The sequence below is a fragment of the Arthrobacter burdickii genome (genome assembly GCF_030433645.1).
Lineage (GTDB): Bacteria > Actinomycetota > Actinomycetes > Actinomycetales > Micrococcaceae > Arthrobacter_D > Arthrobacter_D burdickii.
The window spans coordinates 359,734-378,322 of the sequence record NZ_JAROCG010000001.1; the positions used below are offsets into that span (position 1 = coordinate 359,734).

The window sequence follows — 18,589 nt, forward strand, 5'->3', positions numbered from 1 at the left end:
GCGTGGAGCCCCCGGGGACTTCTCAGCATCTCTTCAACGTCCGCGACTGACACTGATGACAACACCGGTCGTCTCCGCTCGATGGCCGCCCTCGACCGTTCTTGAGGGCACGGCATAAGTCAGCGGGGGACTAATGAAGACCCTCGAGGAGATCAGCCATGGATCGAACACACCACGTCAGTCCCGCGGCGCCCCGCTCTGCACGACAGATGCTCAGCAAGGTCCCCGAAATCACCCTCTGGTTCTGGATCATCAAGATTCTTTGCACCACCGTCGGTGAGAGCTTCGCCGACTACATCAACATGGCCCTGGGCGTCGGGCTCGTCGCCACCGCAGTCATCTTCACCCTCGTCACCGCCGTCGTGCTCACCGCGCAGATGCGCCTTCGCCGGTACCGCCCCGACGCCTACTGGCTGACCGTCGTCGTCATGAGCATCACCGGGACCCTGTACACCGACTTCCTGACCGACCAGGCCGGGGTGCCCCTGTGGTTCAGCTCCGTCGTGTTCTCCGTCGTGCTGGCCGTCGTCTTCACGATCTGGTTCATGAAAGAGAGCACCCTGTCGATCCACAGCATCGTCAGCGTTCCGCGCGAAGCGTTCTACTGGCTCGCCGTGCTCATCACCTTCGCGCTTGGAACCGCGTTGGGCGACTGGACCCTCGAGCTCACAGGGTGGGGTCCCGGGCTGTCCATCCTGCTGCCCCTCGTCCTCATCGGCATCGTGACCGCACTCTGGCGCTTCGGCGCCAACCCGGTACTCACCTTCTGGATCGCCTACATCCTCACCCGCCCCCTGGGCGCCAATATCGGTGACTGGCTCGGCCTCCCGCCGGCCGAAGGAGGGCTCGGGGTGGGCACCTTCATCACCAGCGTCCTTTTCCTCGCAGCGATCCTCGCAACCGTCGTATATCTCACCGTCAGCAAGGCCGACGTCGTGGAACGACCCCGCGCCGAAACCGTGCACACAGCGACCCCCGCACGGCAACGGACCGCCCTGGGCATCCTGTCAGCCGTGGCGGTCGCGACCATCGCGTTGCTCACGTACACCAACAGCCTTCCGCACACCAGCGCCCTGGCGGACGAAGGTGCCGGGCCGACCTGCACAGCAGGTTCGACACCCCTGACCGAAGCCGAGGCGCAGAAAGCCGCTCACGCGAACTTCCCCGCTACGAGCGTCGCCGAGTTCGATGCCATCGCCTCCGAGACCCTCACGTTCGTCACCCAGGGCGATCAGGCCGGAGCCGCCGACCGGGCGACCGACCTCGAAACCGCGTGGGACGACAACGAGGAGACGTTACTCGCCGCCGATTGCCAGGCCTGGACCTTCATCGACAACCAGATCGATCCCGTCCTGTCCTCCGTCCGCGCCAGCAACCCCGACCCGGCCACCGAACAGGAAACTCTCCACTCACTCCTTGCAACCCTCGACGGCGCGTAATGAAGCAGGAGGGGCATCGTCCTCCCGCGCACCTTCCTTCGTAGAAAGAGTTGTCTCATGATTGAAATCGGTGGTCTGCCGGCGCATATTCTCCTCATCCACGCAGTCGTCGTTCTCGCGCCGATCGCTGGGCTCCTGGCGGTCCTGTTCGCCGTTGTACCGCGTCTGCGTGGCCGACTGGCCTGGCCACTGGGGGCTCTGGCAGTCCTTTTGGCGCCGCTGTCACTCTTGACTGCGCAAGCTGGTGAGCAGCTCGAGCGGAGCATGCCCGAATCAGCGCTCATCGAAGCGCATGCAGAACAGGGAGATCTGTTCAAAGCCCTCGCACTGGTCTTCCTCGTCGCCGTCGCAGCCCAGCTCCTCGCGGCGTTCCCGCAGGCACTGATTCGAACCCAGCGACTCAACGGCCTGCGCCGACTCCTGGACACCCGCTGGGTTCGGGCCGTCGCCGTCGTCCTCGGCGTGATCGGTGGGCTGGTCATCACCTATCAAAGCATCGTCACCGGGCACTCCGGTTCGGCTTCCGTCTGGAGCGGGTAGGCCTAAACGCCGTTATGAGAATTGGACTCATCAGTCGGCGGCGGAACCCACTTAACCACGCCACCTCCACATCACCTCCGGCAATGACGGTGAGCCTTACGCCCCGGCGCCTTTCGTCACGTTCGGGAAGCCTCCTCACACTCCACGAGTCATGGCGATCTGACGGCGGAGCATGACTATAGACAACCAGCCATAGGACATCGCCAGCCAAGAGCAGTAGGAACGGTGCGTCGTGTCCCATGAGCCGTGTCCGGAACTAATGTGTTGTGACCCTCGTGCGCGACCGGCACCCGTCCTCGACGATTAGCTTCCCGATCCGCAGCCGTTGAATCGGAGTCAGAGCAGCATTAGCGTGAGACACGAGGACCTCCTGATCGATACCGGAACCTAAACAGCTCCACTCTCGATCAGAGGTCCTCCTCACGTCCAGAACCTACAACGCGTCCTCATACATCAACGAACGTCCCCGAGCAGTACAAGCAGCGGGCCAGTTTCTCATCGTCGCCACGTTCTCATCGTCGCCACGTTCTCATCGTCGCCACGATGCTATGGCTTCGGTAAGACGGCAGGTCAGGACATGCGTTCAGGCTCTCTTGGGATAGGAGAGCCCCGTGGATACGGTGGGTGGATGGCCTCGGAAAGTCATAGGAGCACCCGGATGCTCTGGTTTATCGTGGGCGGGTTTTGCTTTGGTGTGCTGGTCGCGGCCGTCAATGCCGTCTCGGGGGCTCATCCCGCCCTGGTTGCGTTGTCCCAGGTCCTGGGGGTCGGCTGGTCCTGGGCCGGCCTCGGCGTCGTGGCCGGCGCCAACGCGGTGCGCCGGCCAGCAGTGACTGCCAGCGGCACACTGCTGTTGGCCGTTGTTGGGTACTACCTGGTCGATCTGTGGAATGGGGTTTACGCACACCAGGACCAGGACCATCCGATGTATGGCATCGATCCCACGCAGGCGCCCGTCATCACGTCCTGGGACGGCGTGGTCGGCGACATGACTTTTTGGGGTGCGGCCGCGGTTGTTTCCGGGCTTGTGCTCGGTCCGGTCGGCGTCGTGGCCGGTCATCCCACCTGGCGGGGTTTACTCTGCCGGCTGGTGGTACCTGTAGGAGCCGCCGTGGAGATGTTCATGCTTCGGCTGCCCTTCGAGCTGCAACTCCAACCGCGTCCGGTAGTGGTGACAACGATGGCGGTGGTGGGACTGGCTGGTCTCATCACGGCCGGGGCACTGTGCTTCCATCACCTCAAGGCCCGGCCCGGCCGCCACTGAACCCTGCTGACCCTATACACCAGGACCCATGCCCGCTTCACCGCCATGACCAGCAAACAACAGCGACCCACCAACTCATCGATTCATCGACTCGCCAGGAAAGGGCCTATACGGGTAGGAACCATGCTCGTAGCCATGACGGACGAGCTGCATTATTGGCTCGCCGGAACGTGGAGAGCTTCGATCCAGCTGCGCGAGGGCTGAAGAGGGCTGACGGTAGGTTGGTGGTGTGGTCTCACATCTCGCGCGAATTCTCACCGCGCTCCTGCTCCTGTCCCTGACCGCGTGCAACATTAATCCCAGGGCTGTCCCCTGCGACCCCATTGATGGACGCAATCTCGCACCCGAGGACGGGACGTTGATGGGCGTGAACCTCGAGTGGGGTCGGGAGACCCTGGCCGAGTATTCGGACAAGCTCGGTGAGCGCCCCGCGGTGGCCGTGACCTTCGCGGATTTCCCGCTCGGCGAGGAGGACCCTGGCCTGCTCGCATCCGCCGCGGAGCAGTTGCGGCAAAACGGGGGGATGCTCCTGCTGACGCTCGAGCCGATGGACGGCCTGGACGCGGTCACGGAGGACCACGCCGATGAGCTGGCCGGCATGCTCGCACGCTTCAACGCCAGCGGAGTCCCGGTCATCGTGCGCTTCGCCCACGAGATGAACGGTTCCTGGTACCCCTGGGGCCAGCAGCCCGCCGAGTACATCGCGGCCTTCCGCCGGGTGGCCGACGCCGTCCACCGGATCGCGCCGGGATCGGCGATGATGTGGGCGCCGAACTATGCGGGAGGCTATCCATTCGCGGGCGGCACCTACGAGTCCCTGCCCGGCACGCCGGGCTTTCCTGGCCAGGACTTCACGGTGCTGGACACGACCGGTGATGGGGTCCTGACACCGTTCGATGACCCCTACGCGCCCTACTACCCGGGGGATGACGCCGTGGACTGGGTGGGCATGTCCCTCTACCACTGGGGTAGGACGTACCCGTGGGGTGAGAGCGAGATGCCCGAGGAGGGAAAGTTCGCCGACCAGCTCACCGGCACGTACAACGGGACGAACGGGGATGATTCGATGCTGCCGGACTTCTACGCCCAGTACGGGGTCGGTCACGGCAAGCCCGTCGCCATTCCGGAGACAGCGGCCCTCGTGACGGCCGACATCGGGGACCTGCGGACCTTGAACATCAAGCGTGCCTGGTGGGAACAGGTCTTCGACCCCGAGATACCCGAGCGGTTCCCGCAGCTGAAGATGGTCAACTGGTTCGAATGGAACAAGGTAGAACCCGAGGTCGGCGCCGCCGTGGACTGGACCGCGGTGGAGGAACCCGCGATCCGGTCCGACTTCACCGCGGCCCTACCCGACTGGTACCGCTTCGCGAAAGAACCCGACACCTGCGGAGAACCCCTCATCGACCCTGAAACGTAGAACCCGCACGAAACCCGCCCTCGCCTCAGAAGCCCGAGGCCAGGAGTCAGTGAAACGAACGTGGAAAGTGACGTGAAGAGTCGGGAACTCGTCGAGTCGCTCCCATAGGAAAGGAAAGCCGGTGATGGAACGGGACGTCGTGGTTGGTGCACAACGTGGTCTCCATGCGATCATTGCGACCCGTCTCGCTGCCGCAGTCGAGGCCAGCGGTGCAACGGTTCTTCTGGCGCTGACCTCGGATCCGTCGTATCAGGTTGATGCGTCCAGGCTCATGGCCGTGCTCAGCCTCGGAGCGGCAGCGGGCGAGTCCCTGACCCTGAGCTGCGACGGGCCGCACGCAGAAACAACCCTGGACACCGTCGCCGCTGTGATCAGCTCACCGGACTGACACCTCAAGCCCGGCCGTTCCTTCCCGCGCCACTGAAACATGACCGAATATGCCTAGTCGCTCCTGGCCCTTGGGTCGTGCACCCTGCGCGGGCCGCTCGGGAGCAGCCCAGTGCCTGCACTAGCGTCTTGGCGAAGCTCGTTCCCCTGAAGACCCGCCATCTGGGGTGTTCCGCTGATCAGCGCACTCTCTGGTCCTGCTGGGTAGGGTGGATGGCGTGGGTGCAGGAAGAACTGCACGCAATCGAGGCCATGACCGTGGGGGTAAAGGGTGCACGAGGCGCTTGTCCATATCAAGAATTTTCGGATGGATTTCGGGTCCACGACGGTCATTGAGGACCTGTCCTTCGACGTGGTGGCCGGGGAAACCTTCGGGTTCCTGGGCAGCAACGGGTCGGGGAAGACCACGACGATCAGGGCCCTGCTGGGGATCTACCAGCCGACCTCCGGGACCCTGCACATCAACGGGCGCCCGTTCAGGCCCGAGGACGGTGGCCGGTTGGGTTACCTTCCGGAGGAACGCGGCCTGTACAAGAAGGAAAAGGTCATCGACACAATGACCTACTTCGGCAGGCTCAAGGGCCTCACCCGGGATCAGGCCCGCACCTGGTCGATGAACTACCTGGAACGGGTCGCCCTCGCGGATAAGGCCGGCACCCGGCTGGACAAGCTCTCGGGCGGGCAGCAGCAAAAGGTCCAGCTCGGGGTGACGATCATGAACTCCCCCGAACTGCTGATCCTGGATGAGCCGACCAAGGGGTTTGACCCGGTGAACCGGCGCCTGCTCATGGACATCATCGAGGAACAGAAAACCAACGGTGCGACCGTCGTGATGGTCACCCACCAGATGGAGGAAGTCGAACGGCTCTGCGACCGGGTGATCCTGCTCAAGAACGGCCGCTCCGAAGCGTACGGGACCATCGACGCCGTGCAGGACCAGTTCGGCGGGCGCACCATCCGCCTCACCTACGCCGGAAACCTCCCGGCATCGGAGTTGTATGAGGTACTGCTGGAGAAGCGGAACTACGCCGAACTATCCCTCGCCGATAACCAGGACGAAGCGGACGTCCTACGAGAGCTCGTCCACGCAGGAGTCACGGTGCGTAGCTTCACGACCGCGAAGACCTCCCTCGAAGACATCTTCATCACCGTCTACGGAGACGAGAACGACGACACCGTCTCCCCCACCGTTTCTCCGCCCCGCGCACCCACCAGCGCTCACCCCGGCGCTGCCGGGGACGGTGCTGTCGGGGCCGGTGCTGTCGGGTCCGGTGCTCGTTCATCCATGAAATCGACGGGGGCCTGATCGTGGCGCAACACAACCTATCGACTGTTGTTTCCTTCGAGTTCCTCCGCACGATCTCCAAGCCCCGCTTCTGGATCGGAACCCTCACCGTTCCGTTGATCATGGGCATCGCCATCGCCCTGATCTACCTGTCGAATTCCACGACCGAGGCGACCGCGGACGCCCAGCGTGAGGCCGAATTCAGCATCGCCTACACCGACGCGTCCGGGCTCATCACCCCTGAGCAGGCCGCCCTGTTCAATGCCGAGTCAGCAGCCTCCGGAGAGGAGGCTATCGCGGCGGTGAAGGGCGGGTCCCTGGATGCGTACTTCGCTTACCCGCAGGACCTGCGGTCCGACCCGGTCAGGGTTTACGGGGCTGATGAGGGGATCTTCGCGAACGGCAAGTACTCCGAGGTCGCCGAAGCGATGCTCGATTCCGCCGTGCAGGCCGGCATCGATGATCCGACGCTACTCGCCCTGACCCAGACCGAACCGGTCGTGGACGTCACCACGTACGCCGACGGCGTCGAAGCCGGTGGCATCAACGCCATCGTTCCCCCGATGCTCTTCCTCGTGATCTTCTACGGCCTGATTGTCCTGCTCGCCGGGCAGATGCTCGCCTCCACCCTCGAGGAAAAGGAGAACAGGGTCACCGAGATGATCCTGACGACCCTGAACCCCACGACCCTGATCACCGGCAAAGTGATCTCCCTGTTCATGGTCGGCGCCCTGCAGTCCATCATCTTCTCCTCGCCGATCATCATCGGCTACCTGTTCTTCCGCGAACAGGTCAACATTCCCGAGCTCGACCTGAACAGCCTGATCTTCAACCCGCAGACCATGATCATCGGATTCCTGCTCATGGTCGGGGGTTTCAGCCTCTTCACCACCAGCCTCGTCGCTCTCGGGGCGATCATGCCGACCGCGAAGGAAGCAGGGAACTTCATGGGCATGATGATCGCCCTCTTGTTCGTCCCCTTCTACGTCGTGTCCCTGGTCATCTCCAACCCGCAGGCCCTCGTCGTGCAGATCTTCACCTACTTCCCCTACTCCGCCCCCGTCACCGCGCTGCTGCGCAACGGGTTCGGATCCCTGTCCCTCCTCGAGGGATGCATCGTCATAGTGATCCTGTTCCTCTGCTCCGCGCTCATGCTCCGCGTCGCCGTGAAACTCTTCCAGCACGGATCCATCGCCTACACCTCCAAAGTCAGCCTGAAAAGCGCCTTCACCACCAACCACCCGAAGGCACCCGCCACCTAACCCTGGTGACTAAGGGAGCAAACAGGCGGACGAAGCCCAGTTCACGGGTCTTCCCCCGGCCACCCGTCCATAAGGAAAGCCCAGTGCGGCGAGAAAGCGGGCCGACAGGTCCCCGCCTCGTCACCCCGGAAACCGGCGAAACAGGTAGTACCTACTCGTGCGGACGCCGTCACAAGCATCCACTGTTAACGGGGTTGCCAGGTGGCAGAGGGGGCAGGGGTGTCATGGCGCAGAACAGTTCGATTCCGACCGGGGTACTCGGAGACACATCATGATTCCTGTCCTTGATGCGGCCGCCTTCGAATCACTCGCCGATGACCTTGGTTCCCGCATCGCGTCCGACTTCCTGACATCGTTCGACGCACTGCTGACCGAGCGTGTCCAACGGATTGAACATGCCTTGAAAATGCACGACGAAGAAGAACTCATCACCGCAATACTGAGCCTGCACGCCAGCGCCGCGATGGCAGGCGCAACTCAATTACAGGTCTCAGCAACCCGCGCCCTGGCACACCAACCGGTGGGATCGACACCATCCGGACCGCTCGTGCGGAAACTCCAGGGACAAGCAGCCGCATTCAAGGATGCCCTCGCCACCTTCCACCACGCCGGCTACGCACCGTCTATCGGACAGTCCCCCAGCAGTCATGTGCGGTACCCGATCGCTGAGTGAACCGGGCTGGTAGGTCGTTGTGTGGTTTCCTCCTGCTTCGCCAACGTCGCCACCCGTAGGGTGAGCGGATGGATATGCGCGCTGATGTGCTGCTGGTAGGACCTCGTGGACGCCGTCTGTGTCTGGAGCTGGTGATGGAGTTGAACCCGTCGATCAGGTCCGCCGCGTTCTGGCTCGCCCACGATCTGGACCCCGGCAAGGGCACATCCCGGGTGCTGATAACCGCTACCTCCGATGAGAGCGCTAACCGGCCACCGACACCGTCCATGACGGACCTCATCACGAACCTGGCCTCGCTCGACGTGACACGGATCGGCGGTGGTGCGATCGACCAAGCGTTGGCCGCAGCGGTCGACACGTCTCGGCCCTGGCAGGAGCCGGACGGGGAAGACGTCCTCGCAGCGCTTCCCGAGGTAAAGGCCGCCCTTGCCCCAATCGCGCAGCACGTGATGACGGTGTCCCCCACGCACTGGTGGTCGCAGGGCCGGCAGGTCGAGCAGTGGGCCATTGACTGGCGACCGGCAGATGATCCCGCACCCCTGCCTAGGGACCCAGCACGAGCCCTCTCCACGTGGGCCCGCGACACCCGCGCCGAAGAGGTCCGGGCAGAGAAGGAACGCCCCCGGGACCCTCGCGCCTCCTGGTCGGGGACGTGGTGGTCCTTCCCGCACGGAACCCTGCAGACCATCGGACGGGTACCGCTGGGATTGAACCTCATCGAGGACTCCTTCGGGGAGGAGCACGCCACGGTGATTCCCGTGCGCGGTGCCGGCCGCACCTATGAGATCCGCACCGCGGACGAGTGGGTGTCACTGTGCCGCGAGTACCCGCTGGAGGTCACAGCGTCCCGGCGCCATGATTGGTTCCGGTGTACCGGTCACGACGGCAGATGGGTCATCCCGGACTGGGAAAAGGTCGCAAAGCGGTGGGACGCGGTGCACCTGACCGATCTGGCCTACCTCACTGGCGCTAATCGGGCACTGCAGGTCGACGCCGACGTCTACACGGTCCTCGCAGGGTGGAATCCCGATACGACAATGTGGCTGACAGATGTCGCACGCGAGTGGGAGGGCCCGCGCCAGCACTGGCAACGCTCCACATACCAGGAAGCCTGGACCAGAACCCTAAATGATCCGATAAGCCACTCCTAAGCCTGTCCCGCTGAGGGATCCGCTCCGGGCGCCTCTGTACTGGGAAAATGAATCTCATCCCGCCAGCGTCTTCTCGAAAAGGTCGTCTGTCTCGGTGGCCCACTGCTTCTGCCCGTCGTCGTCGACGTACTGATAGGTCGTCGTCGTTGTCTTCCCGGCAGGCGTGAAGCCCAAGCGTTCGTAGAGCCGGCGAGCAGCTTGGTTCTCGACGCCGACGCTGAGGTAGAGCGTGTCGAATCCTGCCTGTGCTGCGCGCTTTTCGGTCCAGGCACAGAGGGCGGTACCTGCGCCGGCACCTCGAGCGGATTTCTGCACGAACAGATGCTTGAGCTCCGGGGCGTGCTTCGAGACCAGGTCCAGGACCACGGTACCGACCGGCTGGTGGGTCTGCCAAGCTGCTGCGTAAACGATGGTGCCGGAGGCCTGGTGCTGAAGAAGATTGCGTGCGATGCCCGATCCTGGTGGTTCAGTCGCTTCCAGTGCGGCAAGATCGCCGTCGACGCACCCCCCGGACCTCTATCTCCTCAGTCATGGTGTCCCCTCGCTCATGTCCTTCATGGAGCCTACCGAGCACGGCAGGAGTCGGTGCTACAAGCCGTGTCCGGTCGAGGATCCCTTTCGAAACTGCAGAACCTCCCCACGCGCTCCGGGCAGTAGGCCGGCCGACGATACAGGAGCAGTTCGGAAGGCATCTTTGGCTCCGATCGACTGTGCGACCAGAGGCAAAGATCAGCTGGAGGCATGGTTCATGCTGTGGCCGGGCCGGCTACTCAACTTCATTGAACTCAGCCCCAAGCTTCTCGGCAAGGCCAGCAAGGTCGCGGGATCCGTCGGGCGAACCGCCCGCAGCGACCTCCGAGTAGTCCACGACAAACCAGTTCTTGCCCTCGACGAACTGCATGGAACCGTCGCCCTCGGCCGCAGCGGACAGCGTCGCGACCACATGCTCGCGGTCACCGGCCGCCTCAACGTAGAAGACCTCGACTGTCTCCGTGCACTTCGTGGACTCGGTATTGAGCAGGCCGACACCGTCGTAGACAGAGGTCCCTCCGTCGACGCCGTCCAGGCACCCTATGTTCTTGTCCACCGCTTCGAATGCGGTCTGGAGCGAGTCGAACTCCGGTAGTTCAGCCGGCGCCCCCGATGCTGCCGTGCAGGCGGAGCAGGTGCCGATCATTATGGCGCAAATACTCAGGACCGCGCCGAGATTCTGTCCTGGCTTCACTGATGTCCCCCATCTTGAAAGTGTGAGGTCATAGTCGCATCGTCCTGTCCCCCAAAGAAAGGCCTACTTTCAAAACCCTTCGCGAGCCTCCGCCACAGGTAGCCCTATTAGCGCACGCTTTAGCCCTAGCCAACGGCTCGACTGCGGACCACACACTGCCCGGTTCGGGATCGTTATCCGGTACGACTCGGACTTGCAGTGAGTAGGCGTCGTGTTTGGAGACCAGCAATGCATGCCGATACCGCGCCGAGACCGACACTCATCCCGATCGACACCCAAAAAACCGTGCCCACACCGGTAAAGGCGAGGACAGTGCATGCTGCTATGGCCGCCCCAGCACCGAACCCTGCAGTACCTGCAAAGTGCATTCTGTCCGGCTCGGTGACGGCTGCGCGAACACGCAACGAGAACAGGGCGCCTAAGCCGCTGGCCAAGCCCAACCCAGTCCCGACAATTGCGCCCCCGACGGCGAAGATCACCCACTGCCCAGGATTCTCGTTCCAACCCGCAAATCGTTCAGGATCCAGTGCTGCTTGAGCATAGACAATGACGAACATCCCAAGCCCGGCAATCAGCCCCACGAAAGCTCCGATCGTGGCACTGCGAAGGATGAGACGCCGGGTGATCGCAAAGATGACGTGCACGGATGCCATACTCATAGCTCAAACAGTAGCGACAGCCCCGCTCTACTGTTGCCCGCTCGAGGATCCTCAACCGGAATGTCGAGCTACTCCGGGACACGTACTGGTGCGCCTCACTCTGCGGGAGCACGGCCGGCCTCCGACTTCGCAAAGTACGCCTTCAGCCCGTGTTTCAAAGCTAGCCTCACGACCCAGTACAAGACGTAGAAGCCGACGGCGTAGGGGAACAGAGTCACAAGTACGGCCACGATCGCTTCTAGTACCAACGTTCCCCCAGCTGAATCTCATCGGAATCTTGGATCGACTCTAGCGGCAGTAACTATCCCCGGAAGTGATCCTTGAAGGATCCTGCATCGCGCATCATGAACTGGTGGACGGGTCCAATAGTCCTAGGTCGCTAAGGTGAAGCATGAGCCAGACGATGAAGCGCACTCTATGGATCCTTCTCCTTGTAGCGATGTGCTTTTTCGCCTACCAAGTTTTCGGCTGGCTTGGCGTCCTCCTGCTCATTGGTGCGGGCATCCTAGGTGGAATTGCAGTGATACCCATCAATCGAAAGGTACGGGAGGACGAGCGTAAGGCACGCCTCCGCCGCGAGATCTGATTCCCACTGAGGGATCCCTCTCCGCTTCACTCAGCGAGATAGTGCGGCGGGTGTGGGACCGTAACCTATGTCTACATTCCTTCGCGTGTTACCTGGCTTGGCAGCACTGACGCTGTCCTTTCTGTCAGGGTATGTCTGGATGTTTGCGGGGCCATACAGTCCTTCCCTTTTCACAATCGCTCACGCCGGCTCCGCGGTTCTCTGTGCCGCTGTTCCGTTTGGCTTCGCTGCGATTGGTCGTGCGACGCGGTGCAGGCCAGACCTTCTGAAACTCGGCGCCATGCTCCTGGCAATTGCGGGCATACCGATGCTGGTAGCCAACGGGATCTACCTGTTCTCATTTAGATCGGTGGAAGGATCATACGGAGACATAGGCGGCTTCGGCCTGATGTTGCTGGGTTTTGCCGCTCTTCTCGTCACCTCGCTGGCCTGCATCGTCGGACTGCCTTTAGCGCGGCCAGCCATCCTGACGCGACCGCAAGAAAGCAGCGAGCCTCACACCTGACTTGCAGGACCGGACCACCCACTCAGAGATTTCTCAGCGTTCCTTCGGCAGCCACCGAATGAGGTGTGACCTCCTTCAAAATCATGGTCAGCCCCTCATCTTTGTACTTCGGCCTTGACACAAGGTAAGGCTGACGCTTGTATTGCACCAACGGTACAAGCGGCGTGAGGGGAACATCATGGGATCGATTCCGATACTGATTGCGGTCGTGCTTGTCGCACTCCTGGCGGTCGGGGTGTGGGTGGTGGTCCGGCGAGCCCTGGCTGGCCCTCAGCAGAGCCCGACTAACCAGCAGGAGCTTTTTGCCAGCACCAAAGCCCAGGTCTTCTCTGTGTATAGGGGGGATGCTCTCGCGGCCGCAGCGGCTCTGATCCTTGGGGGTTCAGGAGCGGCGGTGATGTGCCTGGTCGGGTCATGGTGGGGCAGGGGGTACGGGATCACATATGCCCTCGCCGGTGGGGTAGGTGCGTTGGTCGGCCTGCTCGTTTACATGTTCTATCCCAGACCTGCCTGGGTTCCCGACGAAGGTGGGCGGGTTGTTGCTGAGCTTTCTCCGCGCGGTCCTACATCATTTGCTCGGCAGTGGGTGTTCGTTCTACCGCTCAGCGCCGCAATCATTCTCATTCTGGGGTTGCTGCTGACGGGAAGTTATTCAGCAACAGACGAGAACGGTCTGCACCGCGTCTTCCAGCGTCGAAGCCTCTCGGGCTGGGGCATCGAGAGTGGACAGGTGGTGGATGTGCAATACAACCTGTCGGCCAACGGCCCGTTTCCCGGCTGGTACTACGGGGTTCCGGTGATCATCTGCACGCTATTGCTGATTGCTGTGGTGTATTGGGCCTTGCACCGTACAGCTAGGGCGGCGCGGCCGGGCTCGGCCGATCTCCTTGGTGCCGACTCGTTCCTCCGCTCCCAGCGCACGATGTTCATCATGTCCGCATCCAGTGCTGCCCTCGCTTCCCAAGTCGCCGGACTTGCAGCCATTACGGGCACTGTCCTGGCCGCAGCTCATCGTGACCCGGTTCCTACAGCAGACCTCGATACTGTCGCCGGCACGATCCCGGTTGAACCAGGCCACACCTTCGGGTTGATCCTGATCCTGGTCTCGTTGGTCATTGCGGTCGCCGCGGTCATGTTGCTGATCAAGGCCTGCTCTACAGCCGCGGGTTTGTGGTCGCTGGGAGGCCACATGCAGTGCGTGCGTTCCGAACGTGTCCGATGATCAGCGTCGACCCCTCATCCCCCCTCTCGCCGGTCGAGCAGATCCGTTCGCAGCTCGCGGCGCAGATACGCACCGGACAGATCCCGGCAGATGCCCGACTCCCTCCCGTACGGCAGCTTGCCGCCGACCTCCGAGTCTCCGCCGGATCGGTGGCAAAAGCGTATAGAGAACTCGAAAGCTCAGGACTGATCCGCACAGCACGAGCAGCAGGAACACGCGTCAACCCCGGCTATGCAACCACAGAGCCACTCATCCAAGCAGCAGAAAACCTCGCGCACCAAGCAATCAAGGACGGTCTCAGCCTTACAGAGGCCCAGGGGCTACTGGCACACGCGTGGGCTCAGACACGGCCTACGTCCAAATAAGTTTTCCGATCTCGCGTTCAGTTCCGGATAAAACTGTCCGCTTGAGGGATCCCCGTGCGGGACAGCCGGAGGAAGGATCTGGCTAGACTCGACGACATGACAATGGGGACGAACGGACAAGAGCAGCAGCACGGACCGCGACGAACACGCGCTTCGAAACGCGACGCTGTGGTTCAGGGACTCCTGGGCGCAGTGTTCGCCCTGATCGCGGTGATGTCTTTCCCGAGCGCCACCACCTGGTACCTGATCCTCGGTTCGGGCATCGCAGTGGTAGCGGCAGTCGTCTTCATTGCGCGAGCGATCCTTTCGCTGCGCCATGACGACGTCGCTTCTTCCACCTAGCAATTTGCTACAGCGACTACTGGCCCCGCCAATCACCCCGTAAGAAACCCCGCCATCTTGACCAAAACTCACAGTTCGAGTGGTGCATGTCAGTTCTCACGGTCGTCTGCACAAACGCTCAAGGTCGCCTGCACGGCCGCGGGCCGACCGGCTTGCAGGCAGCGGAGACGGACACCATTTAGCCACCCTTGTATCCGTCGGGTATTAATGTTTTATTACTACTATGTCGAGAATTCAGGCTCAGCAGGACGCGCAGCTCACGCGGGCAGCGTTGCCCCTGTTGACGCTCACCCTGATCGCCGACGAGGAGTCCTACGGCTACCAGCTCATCGAACGTCTCGCAAACCTGGGCCTGGAAGTGACGACAGGGCTGATGTACCCGCTGCTCAGCAGACTCGAACGAGACGGGCAGGTGAGCACTCGGATGGTTCCCTCGACGAGCGGACCACCGCGGAAGTACTTCGCCCTGACAGAAGCAGGCCACGCCACACGAGCATCCGTGAAGGAGCAGTGGCAGGTCGTGGCCACTGCCGTTCACGCCGCCACAGAAAAGGAGCACGCACCTCATGCCTGATAAGCCCCCCGGCTCGATGAGAACACGACACCGCTCCATGGGTGACCGGCTGCACGCCGAGGCATACCTGACTCGGCTCGATTGGCACCTGGAAGCAGTCATGCCAGGCAAGGAACGCAGATCAACGGTCAAGGAGCTCCGACAGAGCCTGATCAGCGACCCCCGAGGAATGACCTCCAGCCTTCGCGACCTTGGCTCACCGAAAGCACTTGCTGACCAGTACGCCGACGACGCGCACCGCAGGCCCCTGTGGTCCATTGGAGTAATAGCCGCTGGCGCGGCCCTGCTCGTCTATTGGACGGTGTTCCTGTCCTACGTGTTCGGGATGCTCGCCGCGGTAGAGTCCCTGGGCTCCGCCGAAGCAGACGCCACGTTCTTCATCATCAAGGTCACCGCATTTTCCACCGACGAAGGCGTCGGCATCGGCTGGACCAGCGACTGGGCCTGGCTGATCGTCCCCACGGTCCTCGCTGCTTTCGCTTTCCTCCTTGGCGCCCGAATCTGGCGCCAGGTGAAACCTTCAGAGGTCACCACGAGCTAGTCGCTAGTTGTGCTCGGCGCACGCTTGAACGTCGTGGTGAGGAAGCTGGTGGCGATGCCGATGAGGATCAGGGCCAGCGCAGGCCAGAGGAGAACCGGCCCAACGTAGTCCCTGGCGTCGATACCCAGCAAAGGTTTCGCAAGAAGCGCGCAGACCACGTAGAGGATGGCCAGCAGCGTCAGGATGGTCCGGAGAGGATGTGGTCGGGGCTTCCTCACCGGGAATTCCGCCGTGTACTGCTTGGCATACTCGGCCGGTGTGCCGAAGTGGTCAGCAGGATCCTCGCCGGCCGGAGTATGGGCACGGACCTCTGCCAAGATGCCTGCGATGTCGTTCTCGGGCATCCCGCGGTAGCGAAGCTCGGCGGTGAGGCTCTGGTGGTAGTTCATGAGTTGTCTCTTCCTCGCGTGGACAAATCTTTTAGGGTGCGACCCATGTCCTGCCACGCCTGGATTGCAGCGTCCAGCAGCAGGTCGCCCTGGTCGGTGGTGGTGAACATCTTGCGCCCGGGGCCGCTCTGGCTGTGGTCCCACGCCGATCGCACCAGGCCCTGCTGTTCGAGCCGGGCGAGGATCGGATAGAGCGTCCCGCCCTTCAGGTCGGGGAATCCATGTGCGCTGAGCAGCTCGATCAGGGCATAACCGTGGGCGGCTTGAGGACGCAGTGCTGCGAGGATCGCGACAGGTAGCGCTGCTCGAGTTATCCCCTCTGCGTCCAGATCCTTCGCCATGACTAGATAGTACCTCTACATAGCTAGCAACGCTAGAATTGCGGGGAGCTAGCCAGTCTGGTCCTGTTACCTCACCCGCAAGTGGATCCTTCAGCGGGTGAGCGACGGCGTACGGTGTGTGCGCATTCTGACGAGGGCAATGAGGCCTGTCAGAAGGGATGCTGGTATGCCGATGACACTGAGCAGGAGCAGGGTGTCGATCACCCAGGAAGACTGCCCTGCATCGGCCAGGGCAATCCCTCGGCCGAAAGTCACCATCAGCACCACCCCGAGTAGGCCCACCAGACCAAAGGACACTGAAGCGACCCAAGCAGCCGTCGGATGGTCGCTTCCTTGGCTCCAGGCCTTACCGAAGAGAATTACCGTCACCGCGTGAACGATGAATCCCAGAAGTAGGAGGACTGACACGGCGGCCTGAGGTGCCAGAAGGATGCTGGCGCCCACTGCTGCGGCTAGGAGACTGGCGGTGACGCAAGCAGAAAGCCATGCCAGGGAGAAGCTTGGGTTAGTGGTCCTCAGTTTCGCTGCGAGGACCCAGGAGCCGGCAACGATCACGGGTATAACCAGGAACGGAATCACCGCGACGGCGAGTAGCCCCACTCCGATGAACACGATCACTGTCACACGGTTTCCAGCACTGGTCATTGCAGTCCCCCAACTTCAAAGTTGGGACGACTGTACCCGCGGTGCTCGGGCCAGCCTAGGCAATGTCCTTATGCCGATCGGCTTACGGACGGCTCTCGACGGTCAGGCGGCGCAGCGGTGGTTGTGAGCTCTTGTCGCTTAATCGCTGAAGGGAAACCGGTGAGTTCATTCATCACATTGGCACTGGAGCTTTAGTCGGTTGCTTCGTTGGATTGGGCGTATGGTCGGTCCATCTAGTTCAAAATGGGGGATGGACGATGAAGAGTAATTGGAGTGTTGCGGCTGCGCTAGTCGCCACTGGGGCATTGCTGACAAGCGCTTGCGGCACCGAACCGTCAGCGGGCCAGACGATACGAAGCGAGCAGACGATACCAAGCGAGCAGACGATACCAAGCGAGCAGGCAACGACTGATCCAGCAATTCAGCGTGCCACGGCCGCATTTCCTGAGACCCTACCTGAAGGGGTTCGATGGCCTCGTACCGGCATCGATTTCTCTGACCCTGCTGTCAATCCCGACCAAGGGCACATTGTCGGGTATCCCGAAATGCAGGATGATTTCATTGCTGGGTACTGGCTGTGCTCCTGGATGGACGTCTACCTTGAAGCCGTCGACGAGCAGGACCCGCAGAAACGGAATCAAGCAGTGACAAATATCGCGAAGTACCCGTCTCTACCGGTGTCGCAGAAGTACCTGAGCAACCCGGAGGACTTCGACACAATGATCACGACTCCAGCCCGAAACGGTGATCCCGCCATGGTGAGTGAGTACTACGACTCAAGCTGCACCATCTACAGGGACAACCAGCCCGCGGGGTCCACCAGTTGAATGCCAGCAGTCTGCAGGCAAGAGGTACAACTGCTCGACCCGCAGGACGTTCCACTACCGTCATACGGACAGCGCCAGACAAACTTAGTGCTGGACTTCGCCCGATTAGAGTCACCCGATGAGGTTCAGCCGAAGCATCGCAGCGCAGCCTTCTTGGCAACATTTACGTCGAGCATCCACCATTTGCGGGTTGGCCACGACGTTACTGGTCATGTTGGGCTGGAATGGCTTGATTTTTGTTGTCGGTGGCATAGTCCTTCCTCCCTGGGTCGCCGGTAGCGTTTTATGCGGAATTTCAGTCTTACTTGTATTCAGTAGTCGGAGAATCAGAGCTGGGCTAAAGGAGCAGGATCTGATTCGGGATGGCTTGTTGACGAGTATCTTCCAGCGGATATTCGTCGCTTTGGCGATTATCAGCTCAACTCTCGCCTTCATGGGAGACGTCGGATACGGGGCGTCGTACACGCTTCTGCGGCCGGCAGGACCGGACGGGTGTCAGGTCGTAACACGAGAAGCTTCTTTCTTGCGCATCGGTCAGGGCCAAGCCTTTGCAGTGCTTCCTTGGGGGCTGGGCTGGCGCACTGCTTCCTGGAGAGTAGAAGGAAGCTATTCTCCGATGAGCGAGGGCCAGTACACCTTGTCCTGGGGTACCTGGGGTTTTGCTGGCGGAGTGCTGCAGCCGCACGATTACAGTGGGAAACCATCGGAATTCCTACGATCCGTGGGCAGCTGCTACTAGCCCCGACGCCGTTCCCCTTCGCACTAAGGGATCCTTCAACGGCGCACTGATTTAATCGTGCCGAATCGCTTGTCCGCCAGGGCCTAGACCTTCTAACTGCGCGCCCAGCTACAGATGGCTGAAACTTCTTCTGGCGCCTTGTCTCCGGAGTAACCGCGGCCTCCGGGCGCACTCTCGCAGAATTCCTCGGCAAGGCTCTTGCTGAAGA

Annotated in this window: 23 protein-coding genes; 17 read left to right on the forward strand and 6 right to left on the reverse strand. The window is 62.0% G+C overall.

Features of this window, described 5'->3' with window-relative positions; all coding sequences use genetic code 11:
- Nucleotides 1-158: 158 nt before the first annotated feature.
- The 9 genes from P5G52_RS01655 (at nucleotide 159) to P5G52_RS01695 (ending at nucleotide 9,421) form a co-directional block, all read left to right on the forward strand.
- Nucleotides 159-1,439, forward strand: a complete 1,281-nt coding sequence (locus P5G52_RS01655) for a COG4705 family protein (protein WP_301224247.1) — start codon at nucleotides 159-161, stop codon at nucleotides 1,437-1,439.
- A gap of 57 nt (nucleotides 1,440-1,496) precedes the next feature.
- Nucleotides 1,497-1,979: a hypothetical protein gene (locus P5G52_RS01660; RefSeq protein WP_301224248.1), complete on the forward strand. Its 483-nt coding sequence runs from the start codon at nucleotides 1,497-1,499 to the stop codon at nucleotides 1,977-1,979.
- Nucleotides 1,980-2,637: 658 nt separating this feature from the next.
- Nucleotides 2,638-3,243 carry a hypothetical protein gene (locus P5G52_RS01665; RefSeq protein WP_301224249.1) on the forward strand — a complete coding sequence of 202 codons (606 nt, stop codon included), beginning with the start codon at nucleotides 2,638-2,640 and terminating at the stop codon, nucleotides 3,241-3,243.
- A 229-nt stretch (nucleotides 3,244-3,472) separates the two neighbouring features.
- Nucleotides 3,473-4,663, forward strand: coding sequence for a glycoside hydrolase family 26 protein (locus tag P5G52_RS01670; protein ID WP_301224250.1), 1,191 nt, complete (start codon nucleotides 3,473-3,475; stop codon nucleotides 4,661-4,663).
- 124 nt (nucleotides 4,664-4,787) lie between these two features.
- Complete coding sequence (locus P5G52_RS01675) at nucleotides 4,788-5,051, forward strand: HPr family phosphocarrier protein (RefSeq protein ID WP_301224251.1); 264 nt, start codon at nucleotides 4,788-4,790, stop codon at nucleotides 5,049-5,051.
- A gap of 306 nt (nucleotides 5,052-5,357) precedes the next feature.
- Nucleotides 5,358-6,356, forward strand: a complete 999-nt coding sequence (locus P5G52_RS01680; protein ID WP_301224252.1) for an ABC transporter ATP-binding protein — start codon at nucleotides 5,358-5,360, stop codon at nucleotides 6,354-6,356.
- Nucleotides 6,357-6,358: 2 nt separating this feature from the next.
- Complete coding sequence (locus P5G52_RS01685) at nucleotides 6,359-7,597, forward strand: ABC transporter permease (RefSeq protein ID WP_301224253.1); 1,239 nt, start codon at nucleotides 6,359-6,361, stop codon at nucleotides 7,595-7,597.
- A 271-nt stretch (nucleotides 7,598-7,868) separates the two neighbouring features.
- Nucleotides 7,869-8,270: a hypothetical protein gene (locus tag P5G52_RS01690; protein WP_301224254.1), complete on the forward strand. Its 402-nt coding sequence runs from the start codon at nucleotides 7,869-7,871 to the stop codon at nucleotides 8,268-8,270.
- A gap of 134 nt (nucleotides 8,271-8,404) precedes the next feature.
- Nucleotides 8,405-9,421, forward strand: coding sequence for a hypothetical protein (locus P5G52_RS01695; protein ID WP_301224255.1), 1,017 nt, complete (start codon nucleotides 8,405-8,407; stop codon nucleotides 9,419-9,421).
- A 54-nt stretch (nucleotides 9,422-9,475) separates the two neighbouring features.
- On the opposite strand, the gene P5G52_RS01700 is transcribed toward P5G52_RS01695, so the two are convergent.
- From P5G52_RS01700 to P5G52_RS01710, 3 genes are all read right to left on the reverse strand, one after another.
- Complete coding sequence (locus tag P5G52_RS01700) at nucleotides 9,476-9,901, reverse strand: GNAT family N-acetyltransferase (protein WP_363321899.1); 426 nt, start codon at nucleotides 9,899-9,901, stop codon at nucleotides 9,476-9,478.
- 286 nt (nucleotides 9,902-10,187) lie between these two features.
- A complete protein-coding gene (locus P5G52_RS01705) occupies nucleotides 10,188-10,646 on the reverse strand; it encodes a hypothetical protein (RefSeq protein WP_301224256.1) in 459 nt (152 codons plus the stop codon).
- A gap of 173 nt (nucleotides 10,647-10,819) precedes the next feature.
- Nucleotides 10,820-11,305 (reverse strand): hypothetical protein, encoded by a 486-nt coding sequence (locus P5G52_RS01710; protein WP_301224257.1) that lies wholly within the window; start codon nucleotides 11,303-11,305, stop codon nucleotides 10,820-10,822.
- A gap of 391 nt (nucleotides 11,306-11,696) precedes the next feature.
- Between P5G52_RS01710 and P5G52_RS01715 the strand changes: the two genes are divergently transcribed.
- The 7 genes from P5G52_RS01715 (at nucleotide 11,697) to P5G52_RS01745 (ending at nucleotide 15,440) form a co-directional block, all read left to right on the forward strand.
- Nucleotides 11,697-11,891 carry a hypothetical protein gene (locus P5G52_RS01715; RefSeq protein WP_301224258.1) on the forward strand — a complete coding sequence of 65 codons (195 nt, stop codon included), beginning with the start codon at nucleotides 11,697-11,699 and terminating at the stop codon, nucleotides 11,889-11,891.
- Between the two features lie 280 nt (nucleotides 11,892-12,171).
- Entirely contained in the window at nucleotides 12,172-12,396 is a 225-nt protein-coding gene (locus P5G52_RS01720) for a hypothetical protein (protein ID WP_301224259.1), read from the forward strand.
- Nucleotides 12,397-12,574: 178 nt separating this feature from the next.
- On the forward strand, nucleotides 12,575-13,618 hold the full coding sequence (locus tag P5G52_RS01725; protein ID WP_301224260.1) for a hypothetical protein: 1,044 nt from the start codon (nucleotides 12,575-12,577) through the stop codon (nucleotides 13,616-13,618).
- Nucleotides 13,615-13,983 (forward strand): GntR family transcriptional regulator, encoded by a 369-nt coding sequence (locus tag P5G52_RS01730; protein WP_301224261.1) that lies wholly within the window; start codon nucleotides 13,615-13,617, stop codon nucleotides 13,981-13,983. Before P5G52_RS01725 ends, P5G52_RS01730 begins: the two co-directional genes overlap by 4 nt.
- A gap of 96 nt (nucleotides 13,984-14,079) precedes the next feature.
- Nucleotides 14,080-14,325 carry a hypothetical protein gene (locus P5G52_RS01735; RefSeq protein ID WP_301224262.1) on the forward strand — a complete coding sequence of 82 codons (246 nt, stop codon included), beginning with the start codon at nucleotides 14,080-14,082 and terminating at the stop codon, nucleotides 14,323-14,325.
- A gap of 223 nt (nucleotides 14,326-14,548) precedes the next feature.
- Nucleotides 14,549-14,899 carry a PadR family transcriptional regulator gene (locus P5G52_RS01740; protein ID WP_301224263.1) on the forward strand — a complete coding sequence of 117 codons (351 nt, stop codon included), beginning with the start codon at nucleotides 14,549-14,551 and terminating at the stop codon, nucleotides 14,897-14,899.
- On the forward strand, nucleotides 14,892-15,440 hold the full coding sequence (locus tag P5G52_RS01745; RefSeq protein WP_301224264.1) for a hypothetical protein: 549 nt from the start codon (nucleotides 14,892-14,894) through the stop codon (nucleotides 15,438-15,440). The genes P5G52_RS01740 and P5G52_RS01745 overlap by 8 nt, the downstream gene beginning before the upstream one ends.
- Here the strand turns inward: P5G52_RS01745 and P5G52_RS01750 are convergent.
- From P5G52_RS01750 to P5G52_RS01760, 3 genes are all read right to left on the reverse strand, one after another.
- Nucleotides 15,437-15,829: a DUF1129 domain-containing protein gene (locus P5G52_RS01750; RefSeq protein WP_301224265.1), complete on the reverse strand. Its 393-nt coding sequence runs from the start codon at nucleotides 15,827-15,829 to the stop codon at nucleotides 15,437-15,439. The genes P5G52_RS01745 and P5G52_RS01750 overlap by 4 nt on opposite strands.
- Nucleotides 15,826-16,170 carry a PadR family transcriptional regulator gene (locus P5G52_RS01755; protein WP_301224266.1) on the reverse strand — a complete coding sequence of 115 codons (345 nt, stop codon included), beginning with the start codon at nucleotides 16,168-16,170 and terminating at the stop codon, nucleotides 15,826-15,828. Before P5G52_RS01755 ends, P5G52_RS01750 begins: the two co-directional genes overlap by 4 nt.
- A 90-nt stretch (nucleotides 16,171-16,260) precedes the next feature.
- Nucleotides 16,261-16,788, reverse strand: a complete 528-nt coding sequence (locus tag P5G52_RS01760; RefSeq protein ID WP_301224267.1) for a hypothetical protein — start codon at nucleotides 16,786-16,788, stop codon at nucleotides 16,261-16,263.
- A gap of 572 nt (nucleotides 16,789-17,360) precedes the next feature.
- Between P5G52_RS01760 and P5G52_RS01765 the strand changes: the two genes are divergently transcribed.
- Nucleotides 17,361-17,642: a hypothetical protein gene (locus P5G52_RS01765; protein ID WP_301224268.1), complete on the forward strand. Its 282-nt coding sequence runs from the start codon at nucleotides 17,361-17,363 to the stop codon at nucleotides 17,640-17,642.
- Nucleotides 17,643-18,589: the final 947 nt, after the last annotated feature.

Bases quoted from the DNA above. Each gene is read 5' to 3' on its own strand.
- P5G52_RS01690 (WP_301224254.1), top strand. From the start codon at position 7,869: ATGATTCCTGTCCTTGATGCGGCCGCCTTCGAATCACTCGCCGATGAC.
- P5G52_RS01765 (WP_301224268.1), top strand. From the start codon at position 17,361: ATGCAGGATGATTTCATTGCTGGGTACTGGCTGTGCTCCTGGATGGAC.
- P5G52_RS01755 (WP_301224266.1), bottom strand. From the start codon at position 16,170: ATGGCGAAGGATCTGGACGCAGAGGGGATAACTCGAGCAGCGCTACCT.
- P5G52_RS01725 (WP_301224260.1), top strand. From the start codon at position 12,575: ATGGGATCGATTCCGATACTGATTGCGGTCGTGCTTGTCGCACTCCTG.
- P5G52_RS01675 (WP_301224251.1), top strand. From the start codon at position 4,788: ATGGAACGGGACGTCGTGGTTGGTGCACAACGTGGTCTCCATGCGATC.
- P5G52_RS01720 (WP_301224259.1), top strand. From the start codon at position 12,172: ATGCTCCTGGCAATTGCGGGCATACCGATGCTGGTAGCCAACGGGATC.
- P5G52_RS01730 (WP_301224261.1), top strand. From the start codon at position 13,615: ATGATCAGCGTCGACCCCTCATCCCCCCTCTCGCCGGTCGAGCAGATC.
- P5G52_RS01680 (WP_301224252.1), top strand. From the start codon at position 5,358: ATGGATTTCGGGTCCACGACGGTCATTGAGGACCTGTCCTTCGACGTG.
- P5G52_RS01655 (WP_301224247.1), top strand. From the start codon at position 159: ATGGATCGAACACACCACGTCAGTCCCGCGGCGCCCCGCTCTGCACGA.
- P5G52_RS01665 (WP_301224249.1), top strand. From the start codon at position 2,638: ATGCTCTGGTTTATCGTGGGCGGGTTTTGCTTTGGTGTGCTGGTCGCG.
- P5G52_RS01735 (WP_301224262.1), top strand. From the start codon at position 14,080: ATGACAATGGGGACGAACGGACAAGAGCAGCAGCACGGACCGCGACGA.
- P5G52_RS01750 (WP_301224265.1), bottom strand. From the start codon at position 15,829: ATGAACTACCACCAGAGCCTCACCGCCGAGCTTCGCTACCGCGGGATG.
- P5G52_RS01695 (WP_301224255.1), top strand. From the start codon at position 8,405: ATGGAGTTGAACCCGTCGATCAGGTCCGCCGCGTTCTGGCTCGCCCAC.
- P5G52_RS01745 (WP_301224264.1), top strand. From the start codon at position 14,892: ATGCCTGATAAGCCCCCCGGCTCGATGAGAACACGACACCGCTCCATG.
- P5G52_RS01710 (WP_301224257.1), bottom strand. From the start codon at position 11,305: ATGAGTATGGCATCCGTGCACGTCATCTTTGCGATCACCCGGCGTCTC.
- P5G52_RS01715 (WP_301224258.1), top strand. From the start codon at position 11,697: ATGAGCCAGACGATGAAGCGCACTCTATGGATCCTTCTCCTTGTAGCG.
- P5G52_RS01740 (WP_301224263.1), top strand. From the start codon at position 14,549: ATGTCGAGAATTCAGGCTCAGCAGGACGCGCAGCTCACGCGGGCAGCG.
- P5G52_RS01660 (WP_301224248.1), top strand. From the start codon at position 1,497: ATGATTGAAATCGGTGGTCTGCCGGCGCATATTCTCCTCATCCACGCA.